Origin of the sequence: Acidipropionibacterium thoenii DSM 20276, from assembly GCF_000423445.1 — a bacterium.
GTDB classification, from domain to species: domain Bacteria; phylum Actinomycetota; class Actinomycetes; order Propionibacteriales; family Propionibacteriaceae; genus Acidipropionibacterium; species Acidipropionibacterium thoenii.
Window position 1 is genome coordinate 78,709 of the sequence record NZ_AUHZ01000014.1, and the last position, 17,382, is coordinate 96,090.

General features: G+C 68.1%; 17 protein-coding genes. 14 read left to right on the forward strand and 3 right to left on the reverse strand.

Translation table 11 applies throughout. The features are described from left to right. Positions 1–65 precede the first annotated feature (65 nt). Together G554_RS0106380 and G554_RS0106385 are read left to right on the forward strand one after the other, a co-directional pair. Complete coding sequence (locus G554_RS0106380) at positions 66–773, forward strand: hypothetical protein (protein ID WP_154654202.1); 708 nt, start codon at positions 66–68, stop codon at positions 771–773. Between the two features lie 48 nt (positions 774–821). Beyond that, entirely contained in the window at positions 822–1,985 is a 1,164-nt protein-coding gene (locus G554_RS0106385; RefSeq protein ID WP_027587262.1) for an aryl-sulfate sulfotransferase, read from the forward strand. Positions 1,986–1,992: 7 nt separating this feature from the next. On the opposite strand, the gene G554_RS0106390 is transcribed toward G554_RS0106385, so the two are convergent. Then, a complete protein-coding gene (locus tag G554_RS0106390) occupies positions 1,993–2,796 on the reverse strand; it encodes a deoxyribonuclease IV (protein WP_027587263.1) in 804 nt (267 codons plus the stop codon). A 235-nt stretch (positions 2,797–3,031) separates the two neighbouring features. On the opposite strand from G554_RS0106390, the gene G554_RS0106395 reads away from it, so the two are divergent. The 8 genes from G554_RS0106395 (at position 3,032) to G554_RS0106430 (ending at position 12,314) form a co-directional block, all read left to right on the forward strand. Further along, entirely contained in the window at positions 3,032–3,841 is an 810-nt protein-coding gene (locus G554_RS0106395) for an SDR family NAD(P)-dependent oxidoreductase (RefSeq protein WP_027587264.1), read from the forward strand. Between the two features lie 2 nt (positions 3,842–3,843). Beyond that, entirely contained in the window at positions 3,844–4,731 is an 888-nt protein-coding gene (locus G554_RS15070) for a lysophospholipid acyltransferase family protein (RefSeq protein WP_084648358.1), read from the forward strand. Positions 4,732–4,885: 154 nt separating this feature from the next. Continuing rightward, positions 4,886–6,064, forward strand: coding sequence for a peptidoglycan bridge formation glycyltransferase FemA/FemB family protein (locus G554_RS0106405; protein ID WP_084648359.1), 1,179 nt, complete (start codon positions 4,886–4,888; stop codon positions 6,062–6,064). Continuing rightward, a complete protein-coding gene (locus G554_RS0106410; protein WP_015071902.1) occupies positions 6,061–7,158 on the forward strand; it encodes an alanine racemase in 1,098 nt (365 codons plus the stop codon). Before G554_RS0106405 ends, G554_RS0106410 begins: the two co-directional genes overlap by 4 nt. Before the next feature lie 115 nt (positions 7,159–7,273). Further along, positions 7,274–8,005, forward strand: coding sequence for a hypothetical protein (locus tag G554_RS0106415; protein ID WP_027587266.1), 732 nt, complete (start codon positions 7,274–7,276; stop codon positions 8,003–8,005). 219 nt (positions 8,006–8,224) lie between these two features. After that, positions 8,225–9,445, forward strand: coding sequence for an NAD(P)/FAD-dependent oxidoreductase (locus tag G554_RS0106420; RefSeq protein WP_027587267.1), 1,221 nt, complete (start codon positions 8,225–8,227; stop codon positions 9,443–9,445). Positions 9,446–9,624: 179 nt separating this feature from the next. Further along, positions 9,625–10,881, forward strand: a complete 1,257-nt coding sequence (locus tag G554_RS0106425) for an aminotransferase class I/II-fold pyridoxal phosphate-dependent enzyme (protein WP_027587268.1) — start codon at positions 9,625–9,627, stop codon at positions 10,879–10,881. A 20-nt stretch (positions 10,882–10,901) separates the two neighbouring features. Next, complete coding sequence (locus G554_RS0106430; RefSeq protein WP_027587269.1) at positions 10,902–12,314, forward strand: FAD-binding oxidoreductase; 1,413 nt, start codon at positions 10,902–10,904, stop codon at positions 12,312–12,314. 146 nt (positions 12,315–12,460) lie between these two features. Here the strand turns inward: G554_RS0106430 and G554_RS17580 are convergent, their stop codons facing one another. Beyond that, entirely contained in the window at positions 12,461–12,637 is a 177-nt protein-coding gene (locus G554_RS17580; RefSeq protein WP_154654203.1) for a hypothetical protein, read from the reverse strand. Positions 12,638–12,841: 204 nt separating this feature from the next. On the opposite strand from G554_RS17580, the gene G554_RS0106440 reads away from it, so the two are divergent. Beyond that, positions 12,842–13,942 (forward strand): sensor histidine kinase, encoded by a 1,101-nt coding sequence (locus tag G554_RS0106440; RefSeq protein ID WP_245569975.1) that lies wholly within the window; start codon positions 12,842–12,844, stop codon positions 13,940–13,942. Here G554_RS0106440 and G554_RS15075 read toward each other — a convergent pair. Next, entirely contained in the window at positions 13,904–14,548 is a 645-nt protein-coding gene (locus G554_RS15075; protein ID WP_051232576.1) for a response regulator transcription factor, read from the reverse strand. The genes G554_RS0106440 and G554_RS15075 overlap by 39 nt on opposite strands. A 708-nt stretch (positions 14,549–15,256) precedes the next feature. On the opposite strand from G554_RS15075, the gene G554_RS0106450 reads away from it, so the two are divergent. The 3 genes from G554_RS0106450 to G554_RS0106460 form a co-directional block, all read left to right on the forward strand. Beyond that, positions 15,257–16,483, forward strand: a complete 1,227-nt coding sequence (locus tag G554_RS0106450; RefSeq protein ID WP_161626014.1) for a glycosyltransferase 87 family protein — start codon at positions 15,257–15,259, stop codon at positions 16,481–16,483. Next, on the forward strand, positions 16,480–17,178 hold the full coding sequence (locus tag G554_RS0106455; protein WP_027587273.1) for an ABC transporter ATP-binding protein: 699 nt from the start codon (positions 16,480–16,482) through the stop codon (positions 17,176–17,178). Before G554_RS0106450 ends, G554_RS0106455 begins: the two co-directional genes overlap by 4 nt. Then, positions 17,175–17,382: hypothetical protein (locus tag G554_RS0106460; RefSeq protein ID WP_425393341.1), on the forward strand; the 208-nt coding region annotated here is incomplete at its 3' end. The genes G554_RS0106455 and G554_RS0106460, both read left to right, overlap by 4 nt.

Below are 17,382 nucleotides of genomic sequence, written 5' to 3' on the forward strand. Positions count from 1 at the left end.
CAGATCTCACCTGGATCAGTGGCGGCACACAGGATCCTGGCAGCTCTGCCATGCACCGTGAGAGCATGGCTCCAGACTCCGCACAGCACCATGACGTCTCGCACGGCTGCGGCCAGGGGAATCCCGGCGAGGGCGGTCCCCGGATGCAGGGCGGTCCCGGGATGCCGGCCGATCCAGACCGTCACAACGATGGCGATCGACCGACCGCCTCCCCTGAACCCGCGGGCCGACAGCCGGTCTCCCGGCGTCAGCTCTTCCAGGGGCTCGGGCTGTTCGCCGCCGGAGGGGTGGCCGGTCTCGGGGTGTCGGGGGCCGGGATCCAGCTTCGGCGATCTCGGCGGGCGGCGACGGCTTCCACCGCCTCAGCAAGTTCCTCGGGAACTCCGGCCAGCGCGGGACAGGTCGCTGTCACCAGGTTCCCGACCCAGATCAGCGGGCCCACCGTGTGGCAGATGAGCTATCCCAGCGGCACGACGCCGCCGAAGACCTACGACTCCGCCACCCAGGCGGCCCGCCACACGGCACTCCAGGCCAAGAAGAAGTCCGGAACCTGGACCCCGCAGAACCCGCTGCTGGTGATGGACCCCTACGGCACCACGGCCAGCGGACTCTACGTCTACTTCACCGGTGGGTCGGGGCAGCTGTCCTTCACCGACGCCACCAGCTCCGTCGAGGACTTCTCCGCAGTGGCCGCCAACCATGCCGACACCGGTTTCGAGGGGCTGGTCGTTGCGCTGGTGCCCGGCACCCGCAACACCCTCACACTGAGATGAACGCCGTCCGGATCCGGGTCCTCCGCCAGCACGGCCTCGGGCGGCGCGGTGTCTGTCAGGGTCACCGTGATCGCCCCGAGCAATCCATCGGGATACCCCACCCAGGTCGCCCGCCGGATCCTCAACGAGAAGCCGCTGAGCTCCGGGCTGTTCGCGATGGTCGGCGTCTCAGGACTGAGCACGAGCACCTATCTGATGGACAACCAGGGGGCGATGCGCGCCGAGCTGGCCTCCGACACCGCGACCTTCAACCTCCAGATGAGCAAGGGCAGCCTCGTCACCGCCACCGGTGCCCGGCAGATCAGCGCCATCGATCCGCTGGGCCACGCCGACCCGATCATCAGCCTCACCGGCTACTCGATGCATCACGACCTGGTGGTGCACGACGCCGGGATCGTCTACGCGCTCGCCTCGGCCGGCGACTCGACGCGCGTGGAGGATCGGGTGCTGCGGATCGACCTGGACTCCGGAGAGGTGACCGAAGCAGTCGATCTGGCGAAGGTGCTGCCACAGTACGAGAGGCTCGCGGTGGCACCCGGCACGAACCTGGACGGGTCCACCGGCAAGGACTGGATCCACCTCAACACCCTCCAGATCGTCGACGACGTGATGTACCTGTCCTCCCGGGAGATCTCCACGATCATCGCTCTGGATCATGCTCTGGACACCTACTCGACGACGTCCATCCAGTTCCTCATCGGCCCCGAGGCGATGTGGCAGGGGACCGGCTATGAGAAGCACCTGCTGACGCCGGTCGGTTCACCGACTCGCAATGCCGGACAGCACTCGGTGCACCGGATCGACGATCCGAAGCTGCCGCCCGGGCAGTACTACCTGGAGATGTTCAACAACAACTACTGGCATGTCGGATCGCGCACCGACATCGACTGGAAATCGGCCGGGCCCAGCAGTGCCAGCCGCAGCTCCATCGACGGGACCAGCCAGGCGCTGCGCTACCTCGTCGACGAGACGGCCGGTACCTTCCGACAGGACTTCGCCCAGGATGTCCCCTACTCCTCGGTGGTCTCCAATGTCTGGCGGCTGGGAGAACGCACCGTCGGGGACCAGATGGTGGTCAACTCCGGCAAGTCCAATGAGTACTCCCAGCGCAGCGCCGATGGGACAGTGCTGGCCAGCTACCGGTATGACTCGACCGGGCTGGGGTACCGAGTGTTCAAGGAATCGTTCCAGGGGTACTGGTACGGGGCGTGACCGGGCCTCAGTCCTGCAGTCTGGCCCTCAGCCAGGCGATGTCACCGGCCTGGGCCTCGGCCGGTCCCGGTGTCTCCACCACGACCGGGGCACCGGCGGCCCGCACCACCTCGGCCAGCTCATCGCGATCGATCTGACCCTGACCGAGATTGGCGTGACGGTCGCGCCCCGATCCTGCCGGACCCTGGGAGTCATTGGCGTGCACCAGATCGATCCGACCGGTGATCTCGCGCACCTGCTCGACCAGGGTGGTCATCTCCAGGCCGGCGGCGAAGGCATGGCAGGTGTCCAGGCAGAAGCCGACATTCTCGGCCCCTGAGGCGGTCTGGATCGCCGCCCAGGTGCCGGCGATGCGTTCCAGCTGGCGGGCCATCGCGTGCTTGCCGCCTGCGGTGTCCTCCAGCAGCAGGGGCACCGGGATCTCCATCCCCTCGACCGCCTTGCGCCAGTTGTCCTGACCCTGCTCGATCGGCTCCCCGTCGCGGACGTGGCCGCCATGGACCACCACCCCGAGTGCGCCCATCTCGGCGGCGATCGTCAGGGTCTGCTGGAGGAGCTTGCGGGAGGGGATCCGGATCCGGTTGTTGAGAGAGGCCAGATTGATGACATAGGCCGAGTGCACCACCACCCCGATCCCGGCCTGCTCGGCGGCCTCACGGACCCCGGCGGCGCCACCCGGAAAGCTCACCGTCGGCTTCTTCCAGGACTGCGGGTCGCCCAGGATCAGCTGCGCCAGATCGCCGCCTCGCTCTCGGGTCTGGGCCACGAAGTCGGCCTCGTCAACGGTTGCACCTATCGTCCACTGGGTCACATCCGGAGCCTATCCGGCACAGTCTCGCGCGGCGCATCCCGCCAGCCTCCCGCGCAGATCTCACGGGCCGCGGACAGTCGCCTCGACAGATGCGAATCACCCGATCGACCGTGCCGAGGGTCCCTCGAACTCTCCGAGGCCCCCAGACAGTCGAGACCCTCAGGCGGTGGCAGAGCGGCAGCTGCCTCTGCTGCCATATCCCATCCGGGCCACCGGAGGGCCTAGATTAGATCCCATGTCATCCTGCTTGGTCACCGGCGGCACCTCCGGCATCGGACGGGAGTTCGTCACGCAACTCGCCGCCCGCGGGGACGACGTCATCATCGCAGCACGAGACGCCGATCGGATGGCCGCCATCAAGGCCGAGATCGAGCCCCGATACGGGGTCTCGGTGGAGACCATCCACGCCGACCTGGCGGTGCGATCCGACGTCGACATCGTCGCCGCCCGCCTGGAGGACACCGCACGTCCGGTCGACCTGCTGGTCAACAATGCCGGCTTCGGGCTGCACGCCAAGATCCTCGACCCCCAGGGGCTGGCTCTCCAGGAGCGTGCCTTCGACGTGATGTGCAAGGCCGTGCTGATCCTATCAGCGGCCGCCGGGCGGGCGATGAGCGCCCGGGGCCACGGCGGGATCATCAACGTCGCCTCCTCGAGCGCCTGGATCAACACCGGCAACTACTCGGCGATCAAGGCCTGGGTGCTGACCTTCACCGAGGGGTTGGCCAATGAGCTGCACGGCTCGGGGGTCAAGGTCGAGGCGTTGTGCCCGGGCTGGGTGCACACCGAGTTCCACGAGCGCGCCCATGTGACGGCCACGAGGCTTCCCGAGATCGTGTGGACCGACGCCGCGACGGTGGTCCGCGAGTCCCTGGAGGATCTGCACAGGGGCAAGGTCGTCTCAGTGCCGACCGCCCGCTGGAAAGCCGCCATCGCAGTCGCCGGCACCGCGCCGCGCTCGACGATGAGGTGGTTGTCGCGCAATCTCACCTCGAGCCGCGACAAGATCGATGTCCCCACCCCCGGTCAGGCCGGTGAGCGCTGAGGATGCCCATCAAACCCAAGGTCAAGGATCGCGGGCGCTACACCAGCGACATCAATGCGATCGCCCGGCAGGCCGCCAATCTGCTGCTGCTCAAGCCGCTGGTGTGGCGGGTCACCAAGGTTCAGGTTCACGGTGTGGAGAACCTCAGTGGTGTGGACGGTGCCTACGTCATCACCGCCAACCACTCCTCCCACCTGGACACCCCGCTGATCTTCGGGTCCCTTCCCAGGCGGCTCAGCAAGTATCTGTCCACCGGCGCCGCCGCCGACTACTTCTTCACCACCTGGTGGAAGGCGTTCACCCCGGTGCTGTTCTTCAATGCCTTCCCGGTCGACCGGGGCAAGGGACGCACCCGGGCCGGGGCCCCCTCACACACCCACCGCGGGCTGGCCGGATCCCTGCTGACCGACGGCATCCCGTTGCTGATCTTCGCCGAGGGCACCCGCTCGCGCACCGGCGGGATGGGCACCTTCAAACCCGGCGCCGCCGCCCTGGCGATCTCCCGCGGGGTCCCGGTGATCCCAGTCGCCCTGGTCGGCGCCTTCTCGGCGATGCCCTCCCAGGAGGGCCAGAGCCTGCCGAAGGGCCGCCCCCCGGTCCACGTCGTCTACGGCCACCCGATGGAGCCGGCCCCCGGCGAGATCGCTCACGAGTTCTCCGAGCGGATCCGCCGACAGATCATCACCCTGCACGACCAGACCGCGCGCGCCTATGGCATGCCGACCCAGGCCGATCTGGCCTCGGAGCGGGCGTTGGGTACCACCAGCGACGCCGCCACCTCGGCTGCCTCGGACCGCTCCGGCCATTCCCAGACGCCGTCGATCTCCGCGGGCCCGGCCGCGACGGACGGCTCGTCCAAGACTCCGCCGGATCAGCCCGGACCCCACTGATCCGGGTCCCACTGGGCTGGATCCCCCTGGCCCGCAACGGCGCTCCTCGGGAGCCCGGCGAGACCAGCCGGTACGGTGCCTCCCGGGCCGGCCGACACCCCCCGGAGGCCTGAGGGTCGGCGCCTCGACAGCCCGGCCCGGTTACAGTGTCTCTGTGATTCAGGTACGCCAGATCTCCGCCGCCCAGCACCTCGCCTTCCTCCACGACTGGGCCACCCCGGGCTCGACGGCCGAGGAGACGGTGAGTTTCCTCCAGACCCCGGCATGGGCCAAGGTCAAGCAGGAGTGGCGCTCCGAGTCGATCGGCATCGTCCGCGACGGCGGCCCCGGCGGCCCGGAGCTGCTCGGCGTCGGACTGGTGCTCTACCGCCAGGTCCCGAAGCTCAAGCGCTACCTCGCCTACCTTCCCGAGGGCCCGGTGCTGGACTGGACCAGCCCCGACCTGCCCGAGATCCTCGACGCCCTGCGCGCCCACGCCAAGCGGCGTCACGCCTTCGCGCTGCGGATCGGCCCGACCCTGCCGCACCGGATCTGGCGCAAGGACACCATCAAGGACGCCATCGCCGACGAGTCGATCACCGCCCTGTCCCAGGCTCCGGCCGATGTCACGAATCTGCACGCCACCCGGCTGGCCAACCAGCTGCGCCACCTGGGATGGCGTCCCCCCAAGGCCGCCGAGGGATTCGCGGCCGGCCAGCCGAAGTTCAACTTCCAGCTGCCCCTGGTGAACTGGACCGACGGGGTCCGCACCCGGCTGAGCGAGGACGAGGTGCTCGCCGGGATGAACCAGCTGTGGCGGCGCAACATCCGCAAGGCCGCCAAGAAGGGGGTCGAGGTGAGCCGGGGCGGCCGCGAGGACCTGGCCGCCTTCCACAAGGTGTACGTGGAGACCGCCGGGCGCGACGGCTTCACCCCCCGGCCGCTGGACTACTTCCAGACCATGTGGGACGCCCTCAACGGCGAGGACCCCGACCGGATGCACCTCTACCTGGCCCACCACGAGGGCGACCTGGTGGCGTCGACCACCTGGGTCCATGTCGAGCGGCACACCTGGTACTCCTACGGGGCGTCGACCAGCGCCAAGCGCGATGTGCGCGGCTCCAACGCCATCCAGTGGCAGATGATCCGCGACTCGATGGCCGTCGACGCCGACGTCTACGATCTGCGCGGGATCACCGAGGGACTGGCCGCCGACGACCCGGAACTGGGGCTCATCCAGTTCAAGGTGGGCTCGGGCGGCGAGGCCGTCTCCTACATCGGCGAGTGGGATCTGGTCATCGATCCGCTGCTCTACAAGGTCTTCGACTGGTACATGAACCGGAGGTCGCGATGAGCCTGGTGCTCCACGTCGACGGCGCCGCCTGGCGGGCCCATCAGGATTCGGTGGTGGCCGGCGATCCGGGCATCGTTCCGGTGGCCAAGGGCAATGGCTACGGCTTCGGGCTTGCCCGGCTGGCCGGCGAGGTGACACGACTCGGGCTGGGCTGCCTGGCGGTGGGCACGGCCGAGGAGGTGGCGCTGGTGCGCGGCAGCGCTGATGAGCACGAGGTGCGCGGCAGCGCTGATGAGCATGATGTCCGGGCCGGGGACGCCGAGCATCCGGGATTCGAGGGGGACGTCGTCGTCCTCACCCCGTGGCGTCCCGGCGACGCCGTGGCCGAGGCGGCGCTCGCCGATCCCGGCGTCATCACGACCCTCTCGCGCCTCGAGGATGTGGCCGCCGTCGCGAAGGCCCGTCCGGGAGCGCGGGTGATCCTGGAGGTGCTCACCTCCATGCGCCGCTACGGGATGCGGCCAGACGAGTTCGAGGCCGCCGTCGCGGCCGCCGAGGGGCTGGAGATCGTCGGCTGGACCATCCACCTGCCGATGATCGGCCAGCATCTGGGCGAGGCCACCGACCTGGCCACCGCCGCCCTGTCGGCGTACACGGCTCCACTGTGGGTCTCCCACCTCAGCGCCGCCGATCTGGACCGGCTGCGTCAGACCTTCCACGTCGAGGTGCGCCATCGCGTCGGCACCGAGCTGTGGCTGGGGGCCCACGACGCCCTGCACTACCGGGCGAGCGTCCAGGACGTCCACGACGTCGCGCCCTCGGAACGCGTCGGGTACTGGCAGCGCCGGGCCGGGCGGCGTCACCACCGGCTGGCGATCGTCTCGGGGGGAACCGCCAACGGGGTGGCCATGCAGGCCCCGACGGCTGCGGCCAACGCCCGGCAGATCGCCCAGACCGTGGCCAACGGCGTCATGGAGGCGGGCCGGATGGCCCTGTCCCCCTACTCGGCCGGCGGCCACAAGCTCTTCTTCGCCGAGCCTCCGCACATGCAGGCGAGCCTGCTGTGGGTGCCCGGCTCGGTGCGGATCGGCGACGAGCTCGAGGTGACGATGCGCGCCACCACCGCCACCCCGGACCGGATCATCGTGGAGTGAGGGGACGAGATTCCCGACGGGCCGTCCTTTTCGGTCCGGCCGGGCCGGAAACCCCCGACTGCCGGGAGATCCGCCACCTGGTCGGGCCTGAACATCGGCGGAATACCATATCCAGGTGAGCGGATTCGACTGGGCGTACCGGAGCAGCGTGCCCGGAGTGGGGTGGACTCCCCGTGACGAGTCCCTGCTGCGCACCGCCTTCGCGGTGCACTGCATCCTCACCGACCACTTCGACGAGGTGCCGGGCATTCCGGTGCCCTTCGCGGTTCCGGGGCAGTTCCCGCAGAACCGGGTGATCGCCACAGCCCCCTTCACGCTGTACTCCTTCCAGGCGGCCGGGGACGGCTCCTACGTCCATGACAACGGGTTCTTCTTCGCCACCGGCGAGTACGGGTTGGCGCTGACGGCCGGCGTCGGGCTCGCCCGGGCCATCGGGAACTCCCAGCGCAGGAATGCCGCCCAGGCCGACGCCACCCGGATGTGGCGTCCTCTGGACCAGGGGCGGATCTTCATCAACATCGACGGCTTCCACCTACTGACCGCCGGGGATCTGGTGACCTGGGACTGGCAGAGCATCGACCTGGGCCAGATGGTCCAGCGGGGCCAGTTCGCCATGGTGGGCAATTCGGAGCAGGGCCGGGTGAGCTATGTCATCGAGTCCGATCTCGCCGAGCTCGTGTTCTTCCTGTGGGCAGCTCACCGGCAGCCTCAGCATCCGCAGCTCTACCAGCGGGTGTGGCTGCTGCCGGAGTGGCTGAACAAGTACGACGCGGTACGCCGCCCCGACGACATCGACTACTGGAACCAGTCGGTCCTCGGCGACCGGGCTCTGCCCCCGGGTCTCTGAACCCCGTTCTCCTTCCTCCCCTGCACCCGTTCCCCCTCCCCCGGGCTCCATTCCTCGACGGCATCCAAAACTGGCGGCGGCAGTGGTATTCCACCGCCGCCGCCAACTTTGGATGCCGTCGCCGATCTGAGGTGGGGTCGGCATTTGCGCACAAGGCTCTCCGGTGCCGCCTCGTTGCGCGCAACAATGGCCGTGACGATCACCATCGGAGGAGATCCAATGAGCAGTCCACGAGATGTCGTTGTCATCGGCGGAGGCCTGGCCGGGGCGAAGACCGTCGAGGCGCTGAGGGAACAGGGTTTCGACGGCTCGATCACCCTCATCGCCGCGGAGCCGAACCTGCCCTACGAGAGACCACCGCTGTCGAAGGGATTCCTGGCCGGCGGCGACTCCTTCGAGGACGCCGTCACCCACCCCCGCGACTGGTACACCGAGCACGACGTCGACCTTCGGCTGTCCACCAGGGCCACCGCGATCGACACCGAGGTGCATGCGGTGACCCTCGACGAGGGCTCCCCATTGCGCTACGACAAGCTGGTTCTGGCGACCGGATCCACGCCACGGCGGCTCACCGTATCCGGGGCCGGCGCCGAGCGGGTCCATGTGCTGCGGACCAGGCAGGACGCCGAGACGCTGCGCGCCGAGTTCGGCGAGGGGCGCCGTCTCGTGGTGATCGGCGCCGGCTGGATCGGACTCGAGGCGGCCGCCACCGCGAGGGAGAAGGGCAGCGTCGTCACCGTCGTCGCACCCTCCACCATCCCCCTGGCCCATGCCCTGGGCGATCGGATGGGCACCGTCTACGCGAAACTCCACCGCGAGCACGGCGTCACCTTCCGGCTGCGGACCTCTGTGGCCGAGATCACCGCGACGGCCGGCCGGGCAACCGGGGTGAGGCTCACCAACGGGGAGACGATCGGGGCGGACGCGGTCCTGGTGGGCATCGGCGCCGAGCCGAATGTGGCACTGGCCGAGGCCGCCGGGCTGGCCGTGGACAACGGCGTCCTCGTCGACGCCGGGCTGCACACCAGCGACCCGGACATCTACGCCGTCGGCGACATCGCCAATGTGGACCATCCGGTTCTGGGTGCCAGGAGCCGGGTGGAGCACTGGGCCACGGCCCTCAACCAGCCCGCGATCGCGGCGACGAACCTGCTCGGCGGGGACGCCCGCTGGGAGGAACTGCCGTACTTCTTCAGCGATCAGTACGACGTCGGAATGGAGTACTACGGGCAGCCCGGGGAGGAGGACTCCCTGGTGATCCGCGGGAGCCTCGACACCCGCGAGTTCGTGGCCTTCTGGCTCGACGCGAACCGCATCACCGCGGTGATGAATGTCAACGTCTGGGATGTCATCGATGCCGTCAAGCCGATCATCGCGGCCCGCAGGCCCGTCGATCCGGCCCGGCTGGCCGATCCGGAGGTCCCCTTCGCCGAGCTGTGACCGCCCGATCCGATGCCTGCCCGGTGCGCATACCCGAGGTGTGCCGGGTAAACCAGCGAGACATGGGGGGTCTGGGACATGAACGCCACAGATCAGCGGCTGTCTCGCTGGATCACCCGGTACCGGTCATCTAGTGAACGGCAGGCGGCCGGGATGCTGGGGCTTGAGACACTGGGTCAATGAGTGAGAACGCCGAGGATCTCAACACACCGGCACCCGTCACCGGCCCATGGCGCCGCACGGCCGCCGGTGCCGGGCTGCTGGGAGCCGACGGCCGGGTGGCGCCGACGATCTTCACCGAGATGACCGCCCTGGCCACCAGCACCGGCGCGCTCAATCTCGGGCAGGGGTTCCCCGACGATCCAGGGCCACACGAGGTGCTCGACGCCGCCCGCGAGGCCATCGCCGCGGGCCGTAATCAGTACCCGCCGCTGCCCGGAATCCCCTCGTTGCGCACTGCGATCGCCGCTCACCAGGCCCGCTTCTACGGCCTGAACGTCGACCCCGACACCGAGATCCAGGTGACCATGGGCGCCACGGAGGCGATGGCCGCGTCCCTGTTGGCGCTGGTGGAGCCCGGCCAGGAAGTGGTCACGATCGACCCCTTCTACGACGCCTATGCCGCGGTCATCGCCCTGGCCGGCGGCGTGCAGGTCCCCGCCCCGCTGGATCTGACCCACGACGCAGACGGCCACCCGACCGGCTTCTCACTGGACGTGGCGGCGCTCCGGGAGGCCGTCTCCGACAACACCCGGGCCATCATCGTCAACACCCCGCACAATCCCACCGGCACCATGCTCGGCCGCGCCGATCTGGAACAGATCCTGGCCGTCGCCAAGGAACATGGCGCCTACGTCATCACCGATGAGGTCTATGAGCACCTCACCTTCGCCGGCCCGCACATCCCGATGGCCACCCTGCCCGGGGCCCGCGGCACCGTGGTCTCGATCTCCTCGGCCGGCAAGACCTTCTCGGTGACCGGCTGGAAGATCGGCTGGATCACCGCCGCACCGGAGCTCATCACCGCGATCCAGGCCGTCAAGCAGTTCCTCACCTTCGCCGGAGGCGGCCCCTTCCAAGTCGGTGTCGCGGCCGGGCTCGGGCTGGGGGGCGAGGTCTTCGACGCCGTCCGCTCCTCTCTTCAGGACCGCCGCGACCTGCTCGTCTCCGGGCTTCGGTCCGCAGGCTTCGACGTCATCGTCCCCGACGCCGGCTACTTCACGGTGGCCGACGCCGCCCCGCTGGGCTTCGAGGACGGCGCCCAGCTGTGCCGCGAAATGCCCGAACGGATCGGCGTCGCCGCCGTCCCCGTCTCGGCCTTCACCAGCGCAGCCGGGCCGAACGCCGCCAGGATGCGCTCCCTGGTGCGATTCGCCCACTGCAAGTCCGCAGACAGCATCGGCCAGGCGGTCGACCGCCTCCAGAAGCTCCACTGACCACCACCAGAAAGATCCTGATGACCACCACCCTCGACCCCGATCTCACCGACGAGACCGCTCCCCACCGTGTTGTGACCGCGATGCGTGGCTCACTGCCCGGCATCGACCTCGACGACTCCCCCACCACGCTGGCCGCCCACCGCACCGATCGTTCGGCGATGCCGGGCGACCCGGATCCCCTGGTGCTGGCCCGGCCCGCGTCGACCGAGCAGGTCTCGGCCCTGCTGGCCTACGCCAACGCCCACCGGATCCCCGTCGTCCCGCAGGGCACCCTCACCGGCGTCGCCGGGGCGGCGTCCGCCATCAGCCGCGCGATCCTGCTGGATCTGACCGCCATGGACGCCATCATCCGCATCGACGCCGACGACATGATCGCGGTGGCCCAGCCCGGCGTCATCGTGGCCGATCTTGCGGCGGCGGCCGCAGACCGGGGCCTGTTCTACGCCCCTGATCCGGCGTCGGCGCAGATCGCCACGCTGGGCGGCAATGTGGCTACCAATGCCGGCGGAATGCGCTGCATCAAGTACGGGGTGACGAGGGAGTCGGTGCGCTCCCTGGAGGTGGTGCTGGCCGACGGCACCGTCCTGCGCACCCGGCCCAGCACCATCAAGACGGTCGGCGGTCTGGATCTCACCGGGCTGATCGTGGGCTCTGAGGGGACTCTGGCGGTGGTCACCGAGATCACCGTGAAGCTGCTTCCGGCACCGGGGCCCGAACGCGGCGTGCTGGGACTGTTCCCCAGCGTCGCGCAAGGATTGAGCGCGACGAACCGGATCGCCGCGGGGCCGCGTACCCCGGCGAGGCTGGAGTTCATGGACGGCCGGTGCCTGGAGGCGATCCGCAAGCACATCCCCGACGCCCCGGTCCCGGCCGAGGCCAACGCGTGGGCGCTCGCGGTCACCGACGCCCGCGACGGGGCCGAGGAGGACCTGGCGAGCTTCGAGAAGATCTTCGCCGACGCCGGGGCGACGACCGTGCAACGGGCCGACAGCGCCGAGGAGCTGGAAGCCATCCTGGAGGCCAGGCGCCAGCTCCAGCCGAGCGCCCGTGGACTGCTCGGCGGGTCGGTGGAGGGCGATATCGCGGTGCCCCGCAGTGCATTGGCCAATTTCAGTGCGCGAGTCGCCGAGGTGGAGAGCGCCTACGACGTCACGATCGCGCTGGGCGGCCATGTGGGCGACGGCAATCTGCATCCGATCGTGGCCTACACACCGGCCGAGGGGGCCCGGGAGAGGGCCGATGAGGCCGTCATGACGCTGAGCCGGCTGGCCCAGGAGATGGGCGGGACGATGTCCGGCGAGCACGGCGTCGGGTTGGAGAAGCTGCCCGCTCTGGACACCGAGATGGCTCCGGAGGCTCTGGAACTCCAGCGCCGGATCAAGACGCTCTTCGACCCGAACGGCATCCTCAACCCGGGCAAGAAGTACTGAGCCCGGGCTCGCGGGCCCTACCGGTAGTGCTCTCGACAGGGGACGACGGCTCTTCGACAGGGTCGTGCTCCTGAGCATGTCCGGCCCTCATGCCGTCGAAGATGACGTCCATCTGGCTGCTGAACTCCGCCTCCGTCGGCGACGGTTCAGGACGCGAGGTGATTGTCATGTGCAAACCGCTCCTTGATCTCCTGGAGTTCCCGGCGGATCTTCGTCGTGTTGTATGCGGTGACGATCAGACTGATGAGGATCACGCACGCAACGACGATGCCCACCACCAGTCCGCCGATCGATAATGCGGCAATTGCTGATTCAGTTCCCATGAATGGTCTCCATTCATATTTCCGTTGACCACGACTAGCGGCCAATTTGCACCGGGGACGCTACGCCCCCGCCTTTGCCATGTCGAGCGAATGGATCGAACTCTGCCCGATCGGGCAATTGTCGACAAATTGACGCCTCCGGCCAGTCACCGGATCTCGCCACGGGGCGCACCATCTCGCGCGCGGACCCTTAGCATCTGACTCATGGCACTCCGCAGAGGACTTCTGCACCGCACACTCAGCAGCGGCGCCATGGAGGTGACCCTCGCCATCGTCCTCCTGGCCATCGACGCATTGCCCTTCCACCCCGGCTATGACGCCACGCTCGCGCTGATCCTGGGCATCATCGCCTGCGGAGGTGCCGCGCTGACGGCCTGGCATCCCCGCATCGGCGCGGTCATCGCCTGTCTGGGTTTCGGCGGTTTGGCACTGCTGCCCGACAACATGGTCGGCCCCACCCTGTATGCCCTGATGATCGTCATCCTCTCGTGCGCCTGGCATGAGGAGTTCTGGACGGCGGTGGCGACCTCAGCCTGGGGATATGGGGTGTCATTGTGGCTGTCCTTCCGCAACACCACGACGATGCGCGAGGACCTCCAGGCCATCGTCGTGTGGCTCGGCGTCTACGCTCTCCCGTGGGTTGTCGGGCTGGCCCTGCGCAACACCCAGTTCGTCGAGCGTCGCCGGATCGCGGCTCGCGCCGAGGCTCAGCGCCGGGAAATCGCCGCCGAGCTGCACGACAACGTCACGCACGAGCTGGCACTCATCACCATGACCGCGGAAGCCACCCGGATAGATCCCACTATCGACAAGGACGACGCACTGGTCGACATCGCAGCCATGAGCCGCCGCAGTTCCGCCTATGTACGACACATGGTGAGCCTCATGCGAGCCGGAATCGCATCGCCACCATTGTCATTCTCCACCGAGATCAGAAACGGCCTCGCCCGCCTTGCCGACGCCGGCTTCAGCGTCGAGCCCGAAATCGGCGACGGCGTCGACTCGATATCACCGGCGATGTCGAGCGCCCTGGGGCACATCGCCCACGAAGCATTCAACAACATCCTCCGGCACGGCTCCCCTGATGGCCTGTGCAGGGTGACGGCGCGAGCCGACAGCAGCGGTCTCAGGGCAACGTTCACCAACGCCACGACCACCGCCTACCACGGAGACGATCTGGGCATCACCGGCATGAGGGACCTGGCGGAAGGCCTCGGCGGCACCCTTGACACGCGACTGTCGGACGGCCGCTGGACGGTCAGGGTCTCAATTCCTGACGCCATGGTCGAAGGCAGCGCCTCCTGAGTACGCCGCGAGCGCGGCCCTTCCCTTCACGCCGAAACGGCGGCACAGTGCCGAGATCGTCTGCTTCGCCCACGATGTCGACATGTTCAGTTCCTCGGCGATACGCGCATTCGTCGCACCTGTCTGGACGAGCCTGAACACCTCGCGCTCCCGCGGGTCGGCCAACCAGTCCATCAGGCCCTCCCCGCCAGCCGCGGACTCCCGGATGAACTCGGGAGCCAGCAGGGATACGCCCGACGCCACGAGGCGGACGGCCGAGACCATGTTCTCGGGCCTCACGTCCTTGGTCAGCGCACCGAGCACCGTCTGCCGCAGGGCACCGCGCACCGGCACCTCATCGGGATACGACGTGACGTAGAGGATCTTGCAGTTGCTTCCCGACGCCGCCAGCCCCGACGCTACGGCGGGCCCCGTCATGCCGGGCATCCGGACGTCGAGCAGAAGGACCTCGATATCATCCCTGGGGACGCCGGCGATGGCGTCGCGACCGGACCCGTACATCCCGCACACCAGCAGATCCGGGGCGGCGGAGAGGAAGACCCCCGTCTGCCGACGGACCTGCTCACTGTCGTCGCAGATCCCGACCCTGATGCCCCCAGCGCTCATAGCCGGATCATAGCCCCCGGGGCACGGACCCGGTCGGCCGGAGTACGAAATGTCGACAATTGCCCGATCGGGCAATTTTCTGCCCGATCGGGCAGAGTTCGCCTGAACCGCTTGCTGGGCACACATCCCAAGTCATAACATCACTTCAGCGACAGGGAGGAGAAGAGATCTCATATATCGAAGGGGAGCAAGACCCAAATATGGCGAACCAAATCCGCACCGAAACGACTCAATGGAGAGTACATTCATGATTTCAAAGAATAGGGCCGTCTCAGCCCTTATGGCAACCGTTGTGACGGTTGGAGTACTTGCACCGCTCGCTGCGACGTCCGCGTCGGCGGATCCCGTTGCGATTTCCAAAGCAGGTTGCACGGCCAATCGATCCAAAACGAAGGATGGCCGCACCCTCACGCTCTACCAGTGCACTGAGGGACTTCGCGGGCAGGCGACGCACGCATCTCCCGGTGATCTCGTGTACATGAAAAACGGCGGCAGTACCGCTGGTGGTGTGCGTGTTGCATCAGGCTCAACGACAAGCCCCATGACCGGGTCTGTCTCAGGGCGTGGGTGGACGGTCTGCATTGCGGTTCACAACCGCCCGGGAAGTGACTGGTGCGCCTGACACGCAACGGACTACGTGAGCCAATGACACAGTTCGCGTCGTCCAATGACAGTGCTGACCCCGGTCGAGTCGTGTCGGCCGGGGTCATGCTCTTCCTCCTGATCCACCTCGTCTGCCAGCGGCTGGTACCGATCGATTTCAACGTGTACTGGCAGGGGGGCTCCGACGTCCTGAGGCGGACCGGGGCCCTCTATGCTCCCCGCCCCGCGCTGCCCTTCACCTACCCGCCCTTCGCCGGTCTGGTCTTCGCACCGGGGGCGCTCCTGCGTCCCACGTCATCCGCGGTCTTGATGGAGCTCCTGTCATGCGTGGCCACGGCCTACCTGGCGTCACGGGTTATCGACCTGGCACCCCGCAGATTCGCACATATTCGGAACTCTCATCCGTGGTGCTTTCTCGTTCTCGGGACGGCTCTGATGTGCGGTCTCAACCCGGTGTGGGAGACCCTCGCGAAAGGCCAGATCAACCTCATTCTCGCGGCCGTCTGCCTGTTCGCCCTCACCACTGACCGACGATTCACCGGAGGAGTTCTGGTCGGTCTGTGCGGCGGTATCAAGCTGACCCCCTTGGCTCTGGGGCTCGTCGCCCTGCGGCAGCGGGACTGGAGATTCATCCTGGGCATGGGATGCGGATTCGCCGGTTCGATCGCCGCCGGGCTCCTGCTCCTGCCCGTGGAATCACGGCTCTACTGGGGACGCCTCGCCTGGGACCCGGCGAGAACCGGAGAGGTGAGCTTCGCCGCCAACACCTCTCTCAACGCCGTCATCCGGCGTCTGGCCCAGATGATCTCCCCCGCATCCGACGGGTCCGGAACGGCAACCACGATCGCCTGGGGGGCCGCCGTGACGATCACCGTGATCGCCGGATTCCTCGCCCTACCCAGGGACCGCGCACGCCCCACCGCATCCCTGGGCGTCGGAGCCGCCGTGATGCTGCTCATCTCACCAGTGTCATGGAACCACCACTGGGTATGGATCCCGTTCATCGCCATGTGGGCGTCCACCGTCATCAGAAGCAGAGCCATCCGGTGGCTGCTCGGGATACTCACCCTCCCGATCGTCACCGTGGGACCGTTGCTGATCTGCAGAGCCTTCGGCGCCGACGCCCACGACCCGCAGAGTCTGGTCGTCTGGTGGGTCAGTAGCACTATTCCCCTGGCCGTCTTCGCGATCCTTCTTTCTGACGCCGTTCGCGCCGTGAGGGAGCGGGCACTCCCACCGTCTCCATCGGTTCCCGACTCGTACCCGCCCCGATCAGACTTACTGGTGCATGCTGGATCGACAGGCGGAAATGTCACGGAGGGGTCCGCATGACACTCACGGTCGACGAGCTGACGGTCCGATACCGGAAGCGGACCGCCGTCGACGCGGTGTCCTGGCGGCTTGATGAGGGCTTCCACGCGCTGCTGGGCCCCAACGGCGCGGGGAAGTCCTCACTGCTGCGCGCCATCGCCACCCTGCAGCCAGCGTCGGGAACCGTCGAGCTCGACGGGCACACCGGGGAGGGGATCCGCGAACAGCTGGGCTACTGCCCCCAGGAGAACCTCGGCAGGTCCCGATTCACGGTGCGCGAGCACCTGGCCTACATGTGCTGGTTGCACCGTATCCCCGACTCCCGGGTCCCGTCCGAGGTGGACCGGGTCATTGAGCTGGTGGATCTGGCCGAGCGTGCCGACGACCGGATCTCCGCCCTGTCCGGAGGGATGCGCCGGCGGGTCGGCATCGGTTCGGCGCTGGTGGGCCGGCCCTCACTGGTGATCCTCGACGAACCCTCGGCAGGGCTGGACGTCGCCCAACGGGAGGCGCTGTCCTCGGTCCTGCAACGCGTCTCGGCCGAGGCGATCACCATCGTGTCGACCCACATCGTCGAGGACGTCCTGGACCACGCCGACACCCTGACCGTGATGAACCAGGCCCGATTCGCCCACAGCGGGGCCTTCGACGAGTTCGCCGGATCCCGCGATCTGGAGGCCGTGAGATCCCGCTACCTGGAGACGGTGACACCGTGAGGCACACGGGAGTCATGCTGTGGGCCCGTCACCACCGGGTGGGACCATCGGTCGCGGTGGCCGTCATCGCCTCGGCGGTCGTGCGCGGACTGGTGCTCCCCATCAGCTCCGACGGAAGCGAGATCGAGGTGGCCCCACTGTGGATCGCCACCGTCTGTGTCGTCCCGTTGCTGTTCATGTTCACCACCGAGACCGACACCGACC